At 64.9% G+C, this 15,093-nt stretch carries 15 protein-coding genes and 1 riboswitch; of the genes, 8 read left to right on the plus strand and 7 right to left on the minus strand.

The annotated features are described in order from the left end of the window. Window positions 1-26 precede the first annotated feature (26 nt). The 4 genes from V3C33_18385 (at window position 27) to V3C33_18400 (ending at window position 2,150) form a co-directional block, all read left to right on the plus strand. The gene (locus V3C33_18385; GenBank protein XAS67375.1) at window positions 27-470 is read left to right on the plus strand and encodes a low molecular weight phosphatase family protein; all 444 of its coding nucleotides are present in this window, start codon (window positions 27-29) and stop codon (window positions 468-470) included. Between the two features lie 134 nt (window positions 471-604). Further along, window positions 605-880: a sigma factor gene (locus V3C33_18390; GenBank protein XAS69792.1), complete on the plus strand. Its 276-nt coding sequence runs from the start codon at window positions 605-607 to the stop codon at window positions 878-880. Between the two features lie 203 nt (window positions 881-1,083). Then, window positions 1,084-1,590, plus strand: coding sequence for a universal stress protein (locus V3C33_18395; GenBank protein ID XAS67376.1), 507 nt, complete (start codon window positions 1,084-1,086; stop codon window positions 1,588-1,590). After that, window positions 1,590-2,150 (plus strand): DinB family protein, encoded by a 561-nt coding sequence (locus V3C33_18400; GenBank protein XAS67377.1) that lies wholly within the window; start codon window positions 1,590-1,592, stop codon window positions 2,148-2,150. Before V3C33_18395 ends, V3C33_18400 begins: the two co-directional genes overlap by 1 nt. 245 nt (window positions 2,151-2,395) lie before the next feature. Here the strand turns inward: V3C33_18400 and V3C33_18405 are convergent, their stop codons facing one another. Continuing rightward, window positions 2,396-3,034 (minus strand): M23 family metallopeptidase, encoded by a 639-nt coding sequence (locus tag V3C33_18405; GenBank protein ID XAS67378.1) that lies wholly within the window; start codon window positions 3,032-3,034, stop codon window positions 2,396-2,398. Window positions 3,035-3,192: 158 nt separating this feature from the next. Then, a riboswitch (cyclic di-AMP (ydaO/yuaA leader) is annotated at window positions 3,193-3,384 on the minus strand. Window positions 3,385-3,931: 547 nt separating this feature from the next. Between V3C33_18405 and V3C33_18410 the strand changes: the two genes are divergently transcribed. Beyond that, the gene (locus V3C33_18410) at window positions 3,932-5,191 is read left to right on the plus strand and encodes an IS110 family transposase (GenBank protein XAS67379.1); all 1,260 of its coding nucleotides are present in this window, start codon (window positions 3,932-3,934) and stop codon (window positions 5,189-5,191) included. Here the strand turns inward: V3C33_18410 and V3C33_18415 are convergent. Genes V3C33_18415 through V3C33_18430 form a run of 4 tightly spaced genes read right to left on the minus strand, consistent with a single transcriptional unit; the run spans window position 5,188 to window position 10,353 of the window. Then, window positions 5,188-6,579: a gluconate:H+ symporter gene (locus tag V3C33_18415; GenBank protein ID XAS67380.1), complete on the minus strand. Its 1,392-nt coding sequence runs from the start codon at window positions 6,577-6,579 to the stop codon at window positions 5,188-5,190. The two genes, V3C33_18410 and V3C33_18415, sit on opposite strands and share 4 nt — an antisense overlap. 22 nt (window positions 6,580-6,601) lie before the next feature. Continuing rightward, window positions 6,602-7,237, minus strand: a complete 636-nt coding sequence (locus V3C33_18420; protein XAS67381.1) for a bifunctional 4-hydroxy-2-oxoglutarate aldolase/2-dehydro-3-deoxy-phosphogluconate aldolase — start codon at window positions 7,235-7,237, stop codon at window positions 6,602-6,604. Beyond that, window positions 7,227-8,915: a D-aminoacylase gene (locus V3C33_18425; protein XAS67382.1), complete on the minus strand. Its 1,689-nt coding sequence runs from the start codon at window positions 8,913-8,915 to the stop codon at window positions 7,227-7,229. Before V3C33_18425 ends, V3C33_18420 begins: the two co-directional genes overlap by 11 nt. 10 nt (window positions 8,916-8,925) lie before the next feature. Then, the gene (locus V3C33_18430) at window positions 8,926-10,353 is read right to left on the minus strand and encodes an amino acid deaminase (GenBank protein ID XAS67383.1); all 1,428 of its coding nucleotides are present in this window, start codon (window positions 10,351-10,353) and stop codon (window positions 8,926-8,928) included. A gap of 211 nt (window positions 10,354-10,564) precedes the next feature. On the opposite strand from V3C33_18430, the gene V3C33_18435 reads away from it, so the two are divergent. Genes V3C33_18435 through V3C33_18445 form a run of 3 tightly spaced genes read left to right on the plus strand, consistent with a single transcriptional unit; the run spans window position 10,565 to window position 12,782 of the window. Next, entirely contained in the window at window positions 10,565-11,623 is a 1,059-nt protein-coding gene (locus V3C33_18435; GenBank protein ID XAS67384.1) for a sugar kinase, read from the plus strand. Continuing rightward, window positions 11,620-12,381: an IclR family transcriptional regulator gene (locus tag V3C33_18440; protein ID XAS67385.1), complete on the plus strand. Its 762-nt coding sequence runs from the start codon at window positions 11,620-11,622 to the stop codon at window positions 12,379-12,381. Before V3C33_18435 ends, V3C33_18440 begins: the two co-directional genes overlap by 4 nt. Next, window positions 12,378-12,782, plus strand: coding sequence for a RidA family protein (locus V3C33_18445; GenBank protein ID XAS67386.1), 405 nt, complete (start codon window positions 12,378-12,380; stop codon window positions 12,780-12,782). The genes V3C33_18440 and V3C33_18445 overlap by 4 nt, the downstream gene beginning before the upstream one ends. A gap of 115 nt (window positions 12,783-12,897) precedes the next feature. Here the strand turns inward: V3C33_18445 and V3C33_18450 are convergent, their stop codons facing one another. Together V3C33_18450 and V3C33_18455 are read right to left on the minus strand one after the other, a co-directional pair. Further along, window positions 12,898-13,485, minus strand: coding sequence for an adenylate kinase (locus V3C33_18450; protein ID XAS69793.1), 588 nt, complete (start codon window positions 13,483-13,485; stop codon window positions 12,898-12,900). 65 nt (window positions 13,486-13,550) lie between these two features. Beyond that, window positions 13,551-15,074 carry an aldehyde dehydrogenase family protein gene (locus tag V3C33_18455; protein XAS67387.1) on the minus strand — a complete coding sequence of 508 codons (1,524 nt, stop codon included), beginning with the start codon at window positions 15,072-15,074 and terminating at the stop codon, window positions 13,551-13,553. Window positions 15,075-15,093 lie beyond the last annotated feature (19 nt).

Below are 15,093 nucleotides of genomic sequence, written 5' to 3' on the forward strand. Positions count from 1 at the left end.
CGAAACCCACCACCGAAGGAAGCCCCATGACCGACGAATCAAAACCGAACCATGTGAAGAAACCCAGTGTGTTGTTTGTCTGCAGCAAAAACGGCGGCAAGTCCCAGCTCGCCGCCGCGCTGATGAACCAGCTGGCCGGTGGGACTGTGGAGGTCTCGTCCGGGGGCACCAAACCGGGAAACGACCTGAATGCGGAGTCCGTAGACTCGCTGGCCGAGTTGGGCATCGATATCAGCCAGGAGCACCCCAAGGCGGTGACCGAGCAAGCCCTGGCCGCTGCCGACGTCGTCGTTGTTCTGGGCACGGAAGCGAAACTGGGGCGGCGCGACGGCACCCGGTTTGAACGTTGGGGGATAGACGAACCATCGCTTCGCGGAATCGAAGGAACGGAGCGAATGAGGCTGGTCCGCGATGACATCAAGACCCGTGTGGAGGCCCTGCACACTGAACTGGCCGCCGGCCGGGACTGACCCGCCCTGTTTGTCCCCCGTCTTGCCCCCTCGTTCTGTGCCTCCCGCTGACCCGGATTTCCAAGGGATAGGCTCGTCGGGTGAACGCGATTCTGAGCATCCGGCCAGCCAGGTTGTGGCCGTGAACCCTTTTCCTGCCATCGGGGGATTTCGCGGCCGACGACGTCACCTCGGAGACCTTCTTAGTCGCCTTTGAGCGGATGGACACTTTTGATCACGGCAGAGACGACGCCCGGCCCTGGCTTTTCGGCATCGCCACCAATCTGCTCCGCCGGCACCACAGAGCCGAATCCCTGATGCTGAAGGCACTGGCGAAGTCGGCATCGCGTGAGGCCTTGGCTGATTTTCCGGCCGGCACCGCAACGTCGTGGACCTCCGTGCAGACGTCAGTGGTGAATTCAGCACCATAGCCGATGACAGTTCCGGCGGGCCGTGCGGGGCGGTCAGCTCGCTGGGCCCGCGCATTTCTGCAGCACTTCCGGCAGCAGGCAGCGGTGCGCACCCCGGATGCCCGCACCTGCAGCCCGGGAGTGCAGTGCAAAGTGGTGCAAAACTGCCGGCGACTGCGGGCGGCAGCCCTGTTCAAGCAGGGTGGGTAGGCACACAATTGAGTATGTCTCCCGAACTCTTCAGCGGTCCGCCTCCCCTGCTTGTCGGTGTGATGCCTGGCCAGCATCCCGAAGTGCTCCGGACTGCGGGCATGCTTGCCGGCAAGCTCGCTGCGCCGCTCCTTTGCGCCTACGTTGATGAAGCCAGTTACCTCGTGGAGTGGGATCCGGCCCGTTCTGCGCACAGGCTCTCCCTGCACCCCGACAAGGACGACGCCGATATCCGCGCTGTGACGCAGGACCTCAAGTCGGTGATCGGCACGGCAACCGAAGGCTCTTCCGTGGCCTGGACCCTGCGTACCCTGGCCGGCGATCCCGCCCGGGCACTGGCCAGACTCGCAGCTGAAAGCAACGCCCCCATGATCATTGTCGGAACGTCGGAGAAGGGCCTGGGCCACCGGATATCAGAGGCGCTCAATGGCTCGGTTGCCGCGTGGCTGAGCCATCATCAGAGCCATCCTGTGCTCGTGGTGCCGTACAGGATGCCGGCTCACGGAGAGCTGCACGACTAGTGTCCGGCATCGATCCGGTTCCGGCCGGGTATCTGCGCAACTGCCTGGAACTGGAGCGCTGGCTGGCTGCCGCCTCTCGCCAAGACCTGACGCGCCGGAGCAGGGGCACCCGCTGGACCAACGAGGAACTGCTGTTCCACATGGTGTTCGGCTACATGGTGGTGCAGGCGCTCCTGCCGCTGGTCAGGTTCTTCGGGCGGCTCCTGCCACCGATCAGCCGCGGATTCGCCCGGCTCCTCAACACCGGAACTGCACCGTTCGACGTCGTCAATTATCTCGGTTCGAAAGCGGCGGCCCGCGTGTTCAACAGAAAGCGCATGGCCGCGAAGCTGCGCCGCGTCACCGCCTCGCTTCAGCGGAACCTGGCGCGGGAGAGCGCTGCATCGCTACGCAGGCGGATGGCATTTCCGGACCGCTGGGATCCGTTCTTCAAGCCATGGATGTCGCTGTCAGATGTGTACGAATACCCCATTAAGCACTTCGATTTTCACGCCCTTCAGCTCAGTCTGGACCCGGAACAAGGCAGCAATGATGCCGGGTTCCGGCAGAAATCGGCGTGATTCCGGGCCCCTGGAAAGTAAAGCGAAAGTAGTTATTCGACATGCTGGCGCAGGGCATTACCGGCAAGTAAGCTGGACCAAGCAGGAGGATGTAAGCCCTGCCCAAAGACTGCTCCGGAGTGCGTATCCCCCAATAACGCACTCCGGAGCTTTTTAATGCCTGAATTCCGCGCTGCTGACCGTCCTTGCCGCCTTCGTCAGACCCACGGATGACCAGCTGGATGGACTGGACCGGGAGAGTTTCCTCAGATAAAGGTGGCCGGATTGACCACCTGGTCATTCACCATGACCTCGAAATGGAGGTGGTTTCCGGTCGAGTTCCCGGTGGTGCCCACTCCGGCGATCTGCGCACCCTGGGCGAGAACCTGCCCGACGGAAACACCGATGGTAGCCAAGTGGTTGTAGGTGGTTTTCAGGCCATTGCCGTGGTCGACGACAATCCTGTTGCCGCCGCCAAACTGGCTCCATCCTGCTTCGGTCACCGTCCCTGCGCCCGCGGCGGATACGGGGGTGTTGGCAGGTGCGGGCACGTCCATCCCCGTATGCAGTTCTCCGCTTGCCCCGGTCAGCGGATTAAACCTGTAGCCGAACGGCGAGCTGACGGTCATCGAGGCAAGCGGCGCCCGCAACCCCTTTGGCGCAGCTGCCTTACTGGTGTCCGGTTTGGGCGTTGCCGGCGCTGGAACTGCTCCCGCTGACTGGACTTTGGTTGAAGGTGCGGGTGCCGATGTGGAGCTGACGTCGGGGCGGACAAAAGCAAGGCCTGCGCTTGCATCTGCCGTGACCGCCGGCGGCGTGGCTGCCGCGGGTTCTGATACGGCAGGACGTTCCAGCGCAGCGGCCAGCCGGCCCGGGTCGGCCTGTGCAGCGGATAAGGCGGTCATGGCAACCAGTCCCGTGAACGCCGCTGCCACGCCAAGCTGCTGGCCGCGGCTTTTCCGTGTTGGTTCGGTACATGCAGCCACACGGCGGCGGTTCTTGCTTGACGAAGACGCTGAAATGGCACGGCGACGGCCGTGATTACGGTGGGAAAACAAAATGTGGGTCCTCTCGGCGCCGGCGAAGTTAGCTGTCGGATTCGGACGAGTGGACTCTCCGGACTGCCCTGCTGGACGCCTGACGGGCGTGCAATCACAGAGCTGGCTTCACCCCAAGGTGCACCATGGCACCGTCTGTGGGTCCTCCGCCCCCGCCTAATAACTGAATGTTCATGGACGGCCGGCGGGGTCTGGCGAAGCGGTCACACGCATACCCCGTTGAGGCATGTACTTTTCCAATTCTAATCAACAACACGCGAAAGTTATAATTTCGTTATCAAAGTATTGCCATGCCAGCTAGGCCCCACTCCAAGCCGGCGCTACCTGATCCCGTCCCTGCAGGCGGATGGAGGTGCGGTGCGCCTAGGGGTGCTCTTTGACGGTGGGCCGCGAACCGGGCGCAAGTTCGAGCCCGTGAAGTAGCGCAGCATATCCGGGCCGCCAGCCTTGGGCTAGCGGTCCAGCGTCGCTGTCGCGCCGTGGTGGGAGAAAGTTCGCGGTTGCCTCGCCTCGGGCTCTGGCCGCGGATGAGGTTTCGGGCAGATCATGGAGGTGTCTGCCGCGGTCGACGCCGGTTCGTCTATGGTGCTGTGGTTGAGCCTGTGGGCTAGCGTGGCGCGGAGGGCTTCCACGGGAACCGTGGATTGTTGCCTTTGGAGCACGAGTGTTAGATTCCTCTGTTTTCCCTGTCCTCCCCGCGGCAGACGCCGACATAACCAGGTCAAGGTGTCAGGAGGAACAGTCATGGATATCGTGCACGAGCGGGCTGCCGGTTTGGACATTTCCAAACGCGACGCGAAGGTCTGTCTCCGACTACCCGGGCAACGGGCCGGAACCTACACCTCCACGGTCACAACCTGGGGCGCGACCACGGGCCAGATCCTTGCCCTGCGGGACTTCCTCGAACGCGAGCACGTCACCACGGTCGTCATGGAGGCCACCAGTGATTATTGGAAGCCCTTCTTCTATCTTTTGGAGGACACCCTGCCGGTGATGCTGGTCAACGCGAAAGCGGCACGGAACATCCCGGGCCGCAAAACCGATGTCTCCGACGCGGCATGGCTGGCCCAGCTGGGCGCGCACGGCCTCCTGCGCGGTTCCTTTGTCCCGCCGGAACCGATCCGTGAACTGCGGGACCTGACCCGGGCCCGGGCGATTGCCACCCGTGACCGGACCCGTGAAATCCAGCGCCTGGAGAAGTTCCTGGAAGGCTCAGGCATCAAGCTCTCCTCCGTGGTCGCGGACCTCACCGGGGTCTCCTCCCGGGCGATGCTCGAGGCCCTCATCAGCGGTGAACGGGATCCCGAGGTCCTCGCCGGCCTCGCCAAAGGCACCCTCCGGTCCAAAATCCCCGAGCTCGTGGATGCGCTGACGGGCCGTTTCAAGGCACATCACGCGTTCATGGCCCGGCTACATCTGGACCAGATCGATGCCCAGTCCGGCATCATCGACGCGCTCACCGGGCGGATCGAGGAGGCGATGGAACCCTTTCGTGCCGCCAGGGAATTCCTGGCCACCATCCCCGGAGTCTCACTCAAAGTCGCCGACGTGATCATCGCCGAAACCGGGGCGGACATGTCCGTCTTCGAATCCCCGGGCCGGCTCGCGTCCTGGACCGGCGTCTGTCCCGGCTCCAACGAATCGGCCGGCCGGATCAAATCCGCCCACATCCTGCCCGGCAACAAATACCTCAAGGCAGCCCTTGGCATCGCGGCCCTGTCCGCGTCCCGGTCCAAGAACACCTACCTGGCCGCCAAATACCGGCGCATCGCCGCCCGCCGCGGACCAATGAAAGCCATCGTCGCGGTGGAGCACTCCATCCTCAGCGCGGTCTGGCACATGCTTGCCGACGGCGAATGCTACGCCGACCCCGGCGCGGACCACTTCACCCGCCTGGACCCGGTCAAAGCAAAAAACAACGCCATCAAGAAGCTCAACAGCCTCGGCTTCAACGTCACCATCACCCCGGCCACCGCAGCCCGACCAACCCTACTTTCGTATTAGACGAACTGGTAGATCAGCGCGGCCATCCCGAAGCCCACAACGGAGAGCACGGTCTCCAGGACAGTCCAGGTCTTCAGCGTGTCCTTGACGGACATGTTGAAGTACTTGGAGATGATCCAGAAACCGCCGTCGTTGACGTGGCTGGCGATGATGGAGCCCGAGGAGATGGCCATAACAATGAGCGCCAGCTGGGGTTGGGAAAAGTCGCCGGTGGTCAGACCGGGGGCCAGGATTCCGCCGGTGGTGACAATGGCCACCGTGGCGGATCCCTGGGCAATACGCATGCCTGCGCTGATAACAAACGCGGAGACGATAATCGGAAGGCCGGCCTGGGAAAGCGACCCGGCCACTGCGGTGCCCACGCCGGTGGCCGAGAGCACCGCGCCGAAGAACGCACCCGCGCCGACAACCAGCAGGATCATGCCCACCGGGCGCAGCGAGGACGAAGTGATCTCGCTCAGTTCGGCGGAGCTCATGCCGCGGCGTGTGCCCAGCAGCCACATGGCCAGAAGGACAGCCACCGTCAGGGCGATCGCCGGGTTGCCGAAGAACTGCAACGTGGACTTGATCGGACCATCCGGGGCGAAAATGTTTCCGAAGGTGCCGCCCAGGATCAGGATCATGGGCATGCCGATGGCCAGCAACACCAGTCCGATCGACGGCTCATGGCCCCTGGCTTCCTCGGCCTCATCGATGATCCGGTCCTCGGGAACGTCGATCATCACGCGCTTGCCGATCCAGGTTCCCCAGAGGATGCCCGACGCGAACCAGGCCGGAATGCCACAGGCCAGGCCCATGATGATGATCCACCCCAGCTCAACGTGGAACAGGCCGGCCGCAGCAACAGGTCCCGGGTGCGGGGGCAGGAAGGCGTGCGTCACGGACAGGCCGGCCAGCAGCGGCAGCGCGTACAGTGCCAGGGACTTCCCGCCGCGGATCGCCGCCACGTAGACCAGGGGCGCCAGGACAAAGATGCCGATGTCGAAGAACACCGGGATGCCGAGCACAAAGCCGGTAATGCCCATGGCCAGCGGGGTGCCTTTTTCGCCGAAGATCTTCACCAGGCGGCCCAGCAGCACCTCGGCGCCGCCGGACCGTTCAAGGATGGCACCCAGCACCGTTCCGAGGCCGATGATCACCGTGATGTGACCCAGGATTCCGGCGAACCCCTTTTCAATCAGGGCGTCGCTGCTCTTGGTGGCGGAGCCCACCAGGGCCTCCACGGAGACCCCGCCCACCAGGGCCACGATCACACCGGTGCCCACCAGGGCGATAAAGGGCTCCAGTTTGACCTTGATGATCAGGAACAGCAGGAGGGCAATGCCCACTCCGGCCAGGAGGAGCAGGCCGGCGGTGTCATGCCGCAGCCAGTTCAAAAACTCGTTCATGGGGGGTTCTTTCTGGGAAGGATCAGTTAAGGGTGCCGGTGAAGGCGGCGGCCCTGGCCGTAATGTCGGCCCACTCGCCGGCTGCCACCGCTGCCGGGGGAACAACGCTGGTTCCGCAGCAGACGGCCACGGCGCCGGCGTCGAGATAGCTCATGGCGTTGGCGGCATCGATGCCGCCGGAGGGAAGAAGCCGGATTCCGGGGTACGGGCCCTGGAGGTCCTTGAGATAGGCCGGGCCGAGCTGCCTGGCGGGGAAGATTTTGACCACTTGAGACCCCAGATCAAGGGCCTGCGCCACCTCGGTGGGGGTCATGGCGCCGAGGCTGAACGGGATCCCGGCGGCCGCGGCAACCGCCGCGACGTCCGGCCGCAGGCCGGGAGTCACCAGGAACTGCGCGCCGGCGTCAATGGCCGCGCGGGCCTGATCGCCGGTCAGCACCGTGCCGATTCCGACGGCGGCACCATGCCGGGCGGCGGTCTCCGCCGCCCGTTTGACGTGCCGGAGTACGTCCGGGGTGGTGAAGGTCAGTTCAACTGTGCGGATGCCGCCGTCGGCCAGTGCCTGGCAGAGTTCCGCGGCGTCGGGGATGGAGGGCGCCCGGACCACCGCGAGGGTGCGGTCGGCCTCGAGCTGCCGGATGAAATCTTCAGGAGTCATGGGTTTCGGTACTTCCTATTCGGGTGCGTCCGTCGCGCTGCCGGCGGAGGGCCCGTCCGGCGCGGGCGCCGGTGGGCTGCCCGCCGTCGATCGCTGCCGTGCCGTTGACGAACACAAAGTGGATGCCGGCGGATGCCTGGCGGGGGTTGTCGAACGTGGCTTCATCGCGGACGGTGTCCGGGTCAAACAGCACCAGGTCCGCCGCATATCCTTCGCGGACAAGTCCGCGCCGGTGCAGCTTCAGCCGGGCCGCGGGGCGGCCGGTGAGATGGTGGACGGTCTCTTCGAGAGAGAGCAGTCCCAGGTCCCGGCAGTAGTGGCCCAGGTAGCGGGTGAAGGTTCCCCACGAGCGGGGGTGCGGCTTGGCGCCCACCAGGATTCCATCGCTGCCGCCGGTGTGGCTGCGGTGCATCATGATGGTCTGCACGTTTTCCTCGTGGCCAACGTGCTGCAGGATGCCGGTGCCCAGCCTGTCTTCGCGGAGAATATCCACGAAGACATCGAAGGGCGCCGCGCCGGATCCAGCCGCTATGCCGGCGATGGTTTTGCCCACATGACCAGCGAGTGCGGGGTTCTGCACTCCGCTGATTTCCAGGGTCTCCCACTCCGCCACCACGCCGTGGCAGCCGTCCGAGCCGTAGATTTCCACGCTTTCCCGGATCCGCTCCACGGTGCCGGCGTCACCGAGCCGCTCCAGCGTGGCCTCGGTTCCGCCGGAGGAGGCCCAGCTGGGCAGGATTGCCGAGAGTGTGGTGGCGCCGGGCAGGTAGGGGTAGGTGTCCAGGGTGATGTCCACGCCGCCGTCGAGGGCTTCGTCAATGAGGTCCAGCAGCTCGCCTGCCCGGCCCTTGTTCTCGGCGAAGTTCATGGTGGCGTGGGAGAGGTGCAGGGCGCAGCCGGTGCTCCGGCTCAGGCCGATCATCTCCGCGTAGGCCGTCAGCGCGCCCTTGCCGTAGGAGCGGTGGTGCGGCGCGTAGAAGCCGCCCAGCTCCCCGACCGTCCGGCAGAGTTCCGCCAGTTCCTCGGTGCTGGCGTACATTCCCGGTGTGTAGGTCAGGCCGGAGGACATGCCCACGGCGCCTTCCTCCATGGAGGTCCGGATAATCGCCTGCATCTGCTCCAGCTGCCCCGGGGTGGCGACTCCTTCCGTGAAGCCCATCACCATGGCGCGGACGGTGCCCTGCGGCACCAGATAGGCGGCGTTGGTGGCGATCCGGCCGCCGTCGCCGGCTGCCGTTTGATCCTGGCAGTCCGGATCAACGCGGTCCAGCCGGTCCAGGTACTCGCCCACGGTCCGCCAGGAGAAGTCGAAGCCCTCGGGGTTGTCGTTCCAGCCGGCGATCTTCTGCCGGACACCCGCGAGCGTGACGTCGTCCACGGGGGCATAGGACAGCCCGTCCTGGCCCAGCAGTTCGGTGGTGACCCCCTGGCTGAGCTTGGCGTAGTGGTCCGGATTGATCAGCAGCTGCAGGTCCGAGTGCGCGTGCATGTCGATGAAGCCGGGGCTGAGGACCAGTCCGGTGGCATCGATGGTCCGGTCCGCGCCGGCGCTCTCCGACGTCAGGGATCCGGCCGGCGCCAGTTTCGCAATCAGTGTGCCGTCCAGCAGAACGTCTGCCGTACGGCGGGGCGAACCGGTGCCGTCCACCAGGATGGCGTTGCTGATGAGTGTTTTCATCCGGGTGCTCCTAGAAAAAGGTGTGGATGAGGTCCACCACGGTCTGGTCCCGGTCCGTGTCGGCCAGCACCGGAATCAGGGTCCATTTGTCGAAGGCCGTGCACGGGTGTGAAAGCCCAAGCCGCACAACGTCCCCAGGGCGCACAGCGGTGGTGCCGGCGTCGAACGCCATAAAGCAGTGCTGGTCATTGACGGCAGTGATGCTGGCTCCCTTGAGCGGCTGCATGGGACCGCCCAGTACGGGTCCGATCAGCTGGGGCTGCGGCAGGCCTTCGTCCACCGGAAGGTCACGCTTGCCGGCGTCGAGAATGGCCAAGCCGGGTTCGGGTTGGGACACCACCCGTGCCCAGCCGTGCATACCGGCAGCAAACGGCTCGCTTCCGTCACGCGAGAATGGCGAGATCCCGCGGTAGAAGCCGTCGTCGTGGATGATGTAGGCGCCGCTTCGGATCATCAGCTCGACGGCGGGGCCCCCGGTACCGGCGCCGGCCGCGGCCGTGCCTGCGTCGGCGTCGGCTGCTACGCCTGTCGCGGTGCCTGCCGAGATGCACGGCGACAGCACATCGACAACCTCGTCGAAGTAGGCGCTGCCGCCGGCGGTCAGGATAATATCGGCATCCACGGCGTACAGGCCGGCTTGCAGGAGCTGTTCGTGGAGCTGTTTCATCTGCCCCAGGTAGCCGCGCACTGCGGCCAGGCTGTCCGGGTCGGCGGCATGTGCCAGCGAACCTTCGTAGCCACTCACGCCAACGAGCCTCACGTGCCGGGACGCTGAAACGGCGCGCGCTACCTCCAGGGCTGCGTCAACTCCGCGTGCACCGGTCCGTCCGCCGGTGCCACCAAGTTCAACCAACACATCCAGCACGGCGCTGCTTCCGGCGGCCTCGAGGGTGTGTTCAATGACGTCCACTGTGGCGGTGGAATCCACCCAGGACAGAATCGGCTGCCCGGCACTCGCTGCCCCGGCCACCCATTCGATGGCGTGCGGATCGGTGAGGCTGTTGGCCAGCTGGAGCCGGCGCACGCCGAATTCCCGGGCCACCCGGAGCTGGGCGAAGTTGGCCACGGTAATTCCCCAGGCCCCGCGCTTGAGCTGTTCGGCCCACAGCTGGGGGGCCATGGTGGTCTTGCCGTGCGGTGCAAGCAGCACTCCGTGCTGGTCACACCAGGCGGCCAGCCGTTCCACGTTGTTGCGCATCGCCCTGGCATCCAGGGTGAGGAGCGGGGTCTGGAGCTCGCCCAGCCGGTGTCCGGCCGTGATGAAGTCCCCTGCCGCGAGCCCGGCTGCTGTGGCGGGCATCGCCTTATGCCGCCAATCAAGGCGGATGCTATTCAGCTCCGCCACGGTTTCCGCCGCGATGGGCGCGGCACCAGGGGCGGTTGGACGTGCGGCAGCGGCGGCAGCGGCGGCACCATTGCCGGAAGTGGAGGTATTCACAGGGTTGGGTCCCTTCAGGGGAGCATGATTTATCTAGCGTTGCGTATTTTGCAACGCGTGTTGCAAATCTGTTAGTGATATGTCTAACATGGTGCCGGACAGGGAGTCAAGGCCGGGGCATACCCGGAAGGTTCCCATTCCGCCGTCGGACAGGATGCTCCGCGGCTTGCTGAGTGCCGCTGCAAAGCGCAAGAGGGAGTGCAGGAATTACATGCTTTCAGCCGTATGTATTGGTGAGACGATGGCCATGCTCACCCCTGACCAGCCCGTGCCGTTGCACCAGGCCACGTCGCTGCACCTCGGCGTCGGCGGTGCCGAATCGAACGTGGCCATGGGGTTCGCTGCCATGGGCCTGGACTCCCATTGGGTAGGCAGGGTAGGCGACGACGGTTTTGGTGCACGCATTCTGAACGAGCTGCGCATCCACGGCGTGGGGGTTTCCGGAGTGGAAATAGACCCCAAGCTGCCTACCGGGTTGTACGTCAAAGTACCGGCACAAGTACCGGCACAGGTACCGGCGCCGGTTCCGGAGGCCGACGGCGGCAGTTCAGTTCTGTACTACCGCCAGGGTTCCGCTGCCTCGGCCATGGGTCCCGGCCTGCTGGACAACCCGGCTGTCGCCGGGCTCCTGGAGAACGCCCGACTCATCCACCTGAGCGGTATCACGGCAGCGCTTTCGGCCGACTGCCGCGTCCTCATCGAAGCCATCCTCCAAGCACCACGGCACGGCCGCATCATCAGCTTCGACGTCAACTGGCGCGCCGCCCTCTGGTCCGGGCAGGACCGCTCGGCGCTGCGTCACCTGGCAAACCTCGCAGACGTGGTGCTGGTGGGCAAGGACGAAGCCGAACATGCCTTCGGCACCACCGATGAGGCCGAGTTGCGCCGCCTGCTCCCGGATCCGCAGGTGCTGGTTATCAAAAATGAAGCCATCAGCGCCATAGCGCTCAGCCACGACGGCGGGCGCGAGGAAGTGCCCGCGTTGTCCGTGGAGGTGCTGGAACCCGTGGGTGCCGGCGACTCCTTCGCTGCGGGTTACCTGAGTGGCATGTTGTCCGGACTCAATCAGAAAGCAAGCCTCAGAAGGGGCCACGTCAGCGCCGCCTGCACGCTCACCGTCCAGGGCGACCGCGGCCCGCTTCCCGAGGCCGGCCTGATGTCCGCCATCCTGGAATGCAGCGATACTCACTGGGCGGAAACCCATGTTGCGGCCGGGCAATTCAGTTCGCCCGCACTGGAATCAACCCTGAACGGAAAGGTGGCACCATGAGCCAGAGCCTGATGCGGGCCATCGACCTGCTGGCCGAGCTCGCCGCCCAGCCAGCCACGCTGGACGAACTCGCTTCCAAAGCCTCGGTCCACAAGACAACCGTGATGCGCCTCCTGCACGCCATGGAGGAGAAGCGGTTTGTGGTCCGGGACGAGCAACAACGGTTCCGGTTGGGCTCAAAGTTCTTCGAACTCTCCTCGCTGGCATTGGAACAACGGGACATCCGCGCTGTGGCCCGTCCGCACTTGGCCGAGCTCAATGCCAGCACCGGACACACCATTCACCTTGCCGCCTTCGAAGGCAATGAAGTGGTGTACATCGACAAGTTCGAATCCCACCACCCGGTCCGCATGTACTCGCGGATCGGGCTCACGGCGGCCCTCCACTCGGCCGCCGTCGCCAAAGTGCTGCTCGCTGATATGCCGCGCAGCCGGCAGGAGCGGATCGCCGCCGGACTGGACTACGTCAAGGTCACCAACAACACCCTGACCTCGCCCGAGGCCCTGCTCGCCGAACTGGAGCAGGTCAAGCTGCAGGGCTGGGCGCAGGACAACGCCGAGCATGAGGCCTTTGTGCACTGCATCGCGGCACCCATCCGGGATGCCAGCGGTGCAGTGGTAGCTGCCGCCTCATGTTCGGTGCCGGTGGTAATGCTCAGCCACGAAGGACTGCTGGGCCTGCTTCCCGGCCTCAAAGCCAGCACCGATGCCATCTCGCATGACCTCGGCTGGACCAACCACGAAAGGACCACCTCATGAGTGAAAAGACAGTAGTACTGACGGAGAACGCGCCCGCCCCGGCGCACGTTTTCTCGCAGGGCATCCAGAAGGGCGGACTCTTCCAGGTGTCCGGGCAGGGCCCCATGGACCCCGCCACCAACCAGTACATCGGCGAAGGCGACGTCCGCGTCCAGACCCGCCGCACCCTCGAAAACGTCAAGGCCATCCTGGAAGCCGGCGGCTCCACCGTGGAAGACGTGCTGATGTTCCGCGTCTACCTGACCACCCGCGATGACTTCCCGGCCATGAACGACGTCTACGGCGAGTTCATCCGCGAGAACGTCCCCAGCGGCGCCCTCCCCAGCCGCACCACGGTCTTCGTTGACCTCCCGCACGAAGTGATGCTGGTGGAGATTGACGCCCTGGCGGTTACCGCGTAGTTCTTCACTGAGTTGAATTACGACGACGGCAATAGGTTAGCGCGTCGAGCAACCGCGGTGAGAGAACGACGGCGGGAGGAACCGCCGTCGTCCTCTCGCCTTTTGCGACCTGGGACTAGCGGCCGCTGACGACGGAGACCCTGCTCGGGTTTTCGATGGCGCGCATCACCCTGTCGGTGACCTCGTCGATGCCGCCGATGCCGTCAACCTGGGTCAGGATGCCGCGCTCGGCATACTTCGCCACCACGGCTTCCGTCTGCTCGTGGTAGAGGTCCAGCCTGTGACGGATAACGGCCTCGGTGTCGTCACTCCGGCCGGTTTCCTTGGCACGGCCCAGCAGGCGGGTGACCAGTTCCTCGTCGTCCGCCGTCAACTGCAGGACGACGTCCAGCTTCTGCGCCGTGTTGGCGAGGATCTGGTCAAGGTAGTCCACCTGCGCGGTGGTGCGGGGGTAACCGTCAAGGAGGAAGCCGCCGTCGACGTCGCCCTCGCTGAGGCGGTCCCGCACCATCTTGTTGGTGACGCTGTCCGGAACGAAATCCCCGGCGTCCATGAACTTCTTGGCCTCGACGCCCAACGGCGTCTCACCCTTGACGTTGGCGCGGAAGATATCGCCGGTGGAGATCGCAACAACGCCGAGGCGCTCCGAAATGCGTTCCGCCTGGGTGCCCTTGCCGGAACCCGGAGGGCCAATAATCAGCATTCTCGTCATTCAAATAACCCTTCGTGGTGCCGTTGTTGCGAGCGTGCGTCGGTCTTCAGCGGACTTTAGAAGAAGCCGAGCTTGTTTTCGGAGTGGCTGACCAGGAGGTTCTTGGTCTGCTGGTAGTGGTCCAGCATCATGGAGTGGTTTTCACGTCCGATGCCGGAGGACTTGTACCCGCCGAACGCGGCGCCGGCCGGGTACGCGTGGTAGTTGTTGACCCAGACGCGGCCGGCCTGGATCTCGCGGCCGGCGCGGTAGGCCACGTTACCGTTGCGGGACCAAACACCGGCACCGAGACCGTAAAGGGTGTCGTTGGCGATGCTGATGGCGTCGTTGTAGTCGGTGAAGCGTGCCACCGAAACCACGGGACCGAAGATTTCCTCCTGGAAGATCCGCATCTTGTTGTTGCCCTCGAAGATGGTGGGCTGAACGTAGAAGCCGCCGGCCAGGTCTCCGTCGAGCTCCGTCTGGTTCCCGCCAGCGAGGATCGTGGCACCTTCCTGGAGCCCGATGTCGATGTAGGAGAGGATTTTCTCCATCTGGCCTATCGACGCCTGGGCGCCGATCTGGGTGTTGGTGTCCAGCGGGTTGCCCTGGATGATCTTCGCGGTCCGGGCCACGGCGTCGGCCATGAAGGAATCGTAGATGCCGTCCTGGACCAGCGCGCGGGAGGGGCTGCTGCAGACCTCGCCCTGGTTGAAGGCATAAAGGGTGAACCCTTCGAGCGACTTGTCGTAGAACGCGTCGTTGGAATCTGCAACATCGTTGAAGAAGATGTTGGGGCTCTTGCCGCCGAGCTCCAGCGTGACCGGGATCAGGTTGGCGCTGGCGTACTGGCTGATCAGGCGGCCGGTGGAGGTTTCGCCGGTGAAGGCGATCTTGCGGATACGCGGGCTGGATGCCAGCGGCTTGCCGACCTCCGAGCCGAAGCCGTTGACGATGTTCAGCAGGCCCGCGGGCAGCAGGTCCGCGATGAGCTCGGCCAAGACCAGGATCGAAGCCGGCGTGTTGGAGGCGGGCTTGAGGACCACGGCGTTGCCGGCGGCCAGGGCCGGAGCCATTTTCCAGACGGCCATCAGGATGGGGAAGTTCCACGGGATGATCTGGCCAACGACGCCGAGGGGCTCGTGGAAGTGGTAGGCGGTGGTGTCCTCGTCGAGCTGGGACAACCGGCCTTCCTGGGCGCGGATGGCGCTGGCGAAGTAGCGGAAGTGGTCCGCTGCCAGCGGGATGTCGGCGTTGAGGGTCTCGCGGATGGGCTTGCCGTTGTCCCAGGTCTCGGCCACGGCAAGCAGTTCGAGGTTCGCATCGATCCGGTCGGCGATCTTGTTCAGCACCGCGGCGCGCTCGGTGGCCGAGGCCTTGCCCCAGGCCGGTGCGGCCTTGTGGGCGGCATCCAGCGCGAGCTCGACGTCCGCCGCGGCGCCTCGGGCCACCTCGGTGAACTGCTTGCCGTTTACCGGGGAGACGTTCTCGATGTATTGGCCGGTAGTGGGGGCCACCCATTCGCCGCCGATCCAGTTTTCGTAGCGGTCCTTGAACTGGACCTTGGATCCTTCTTGGCCGGGCTGTACATAAACAGTCATGGTTACTCCTCTGGAAAAC

It is taken from the genome of Micrococcaceae bacterium Sec5.7 (assembly GCA_039636785.1).
GTDB lineage: Bacteria > Actinomycetota > Actinomycetes > Actinomycetales > Micrococcaceae > Arthrobacter.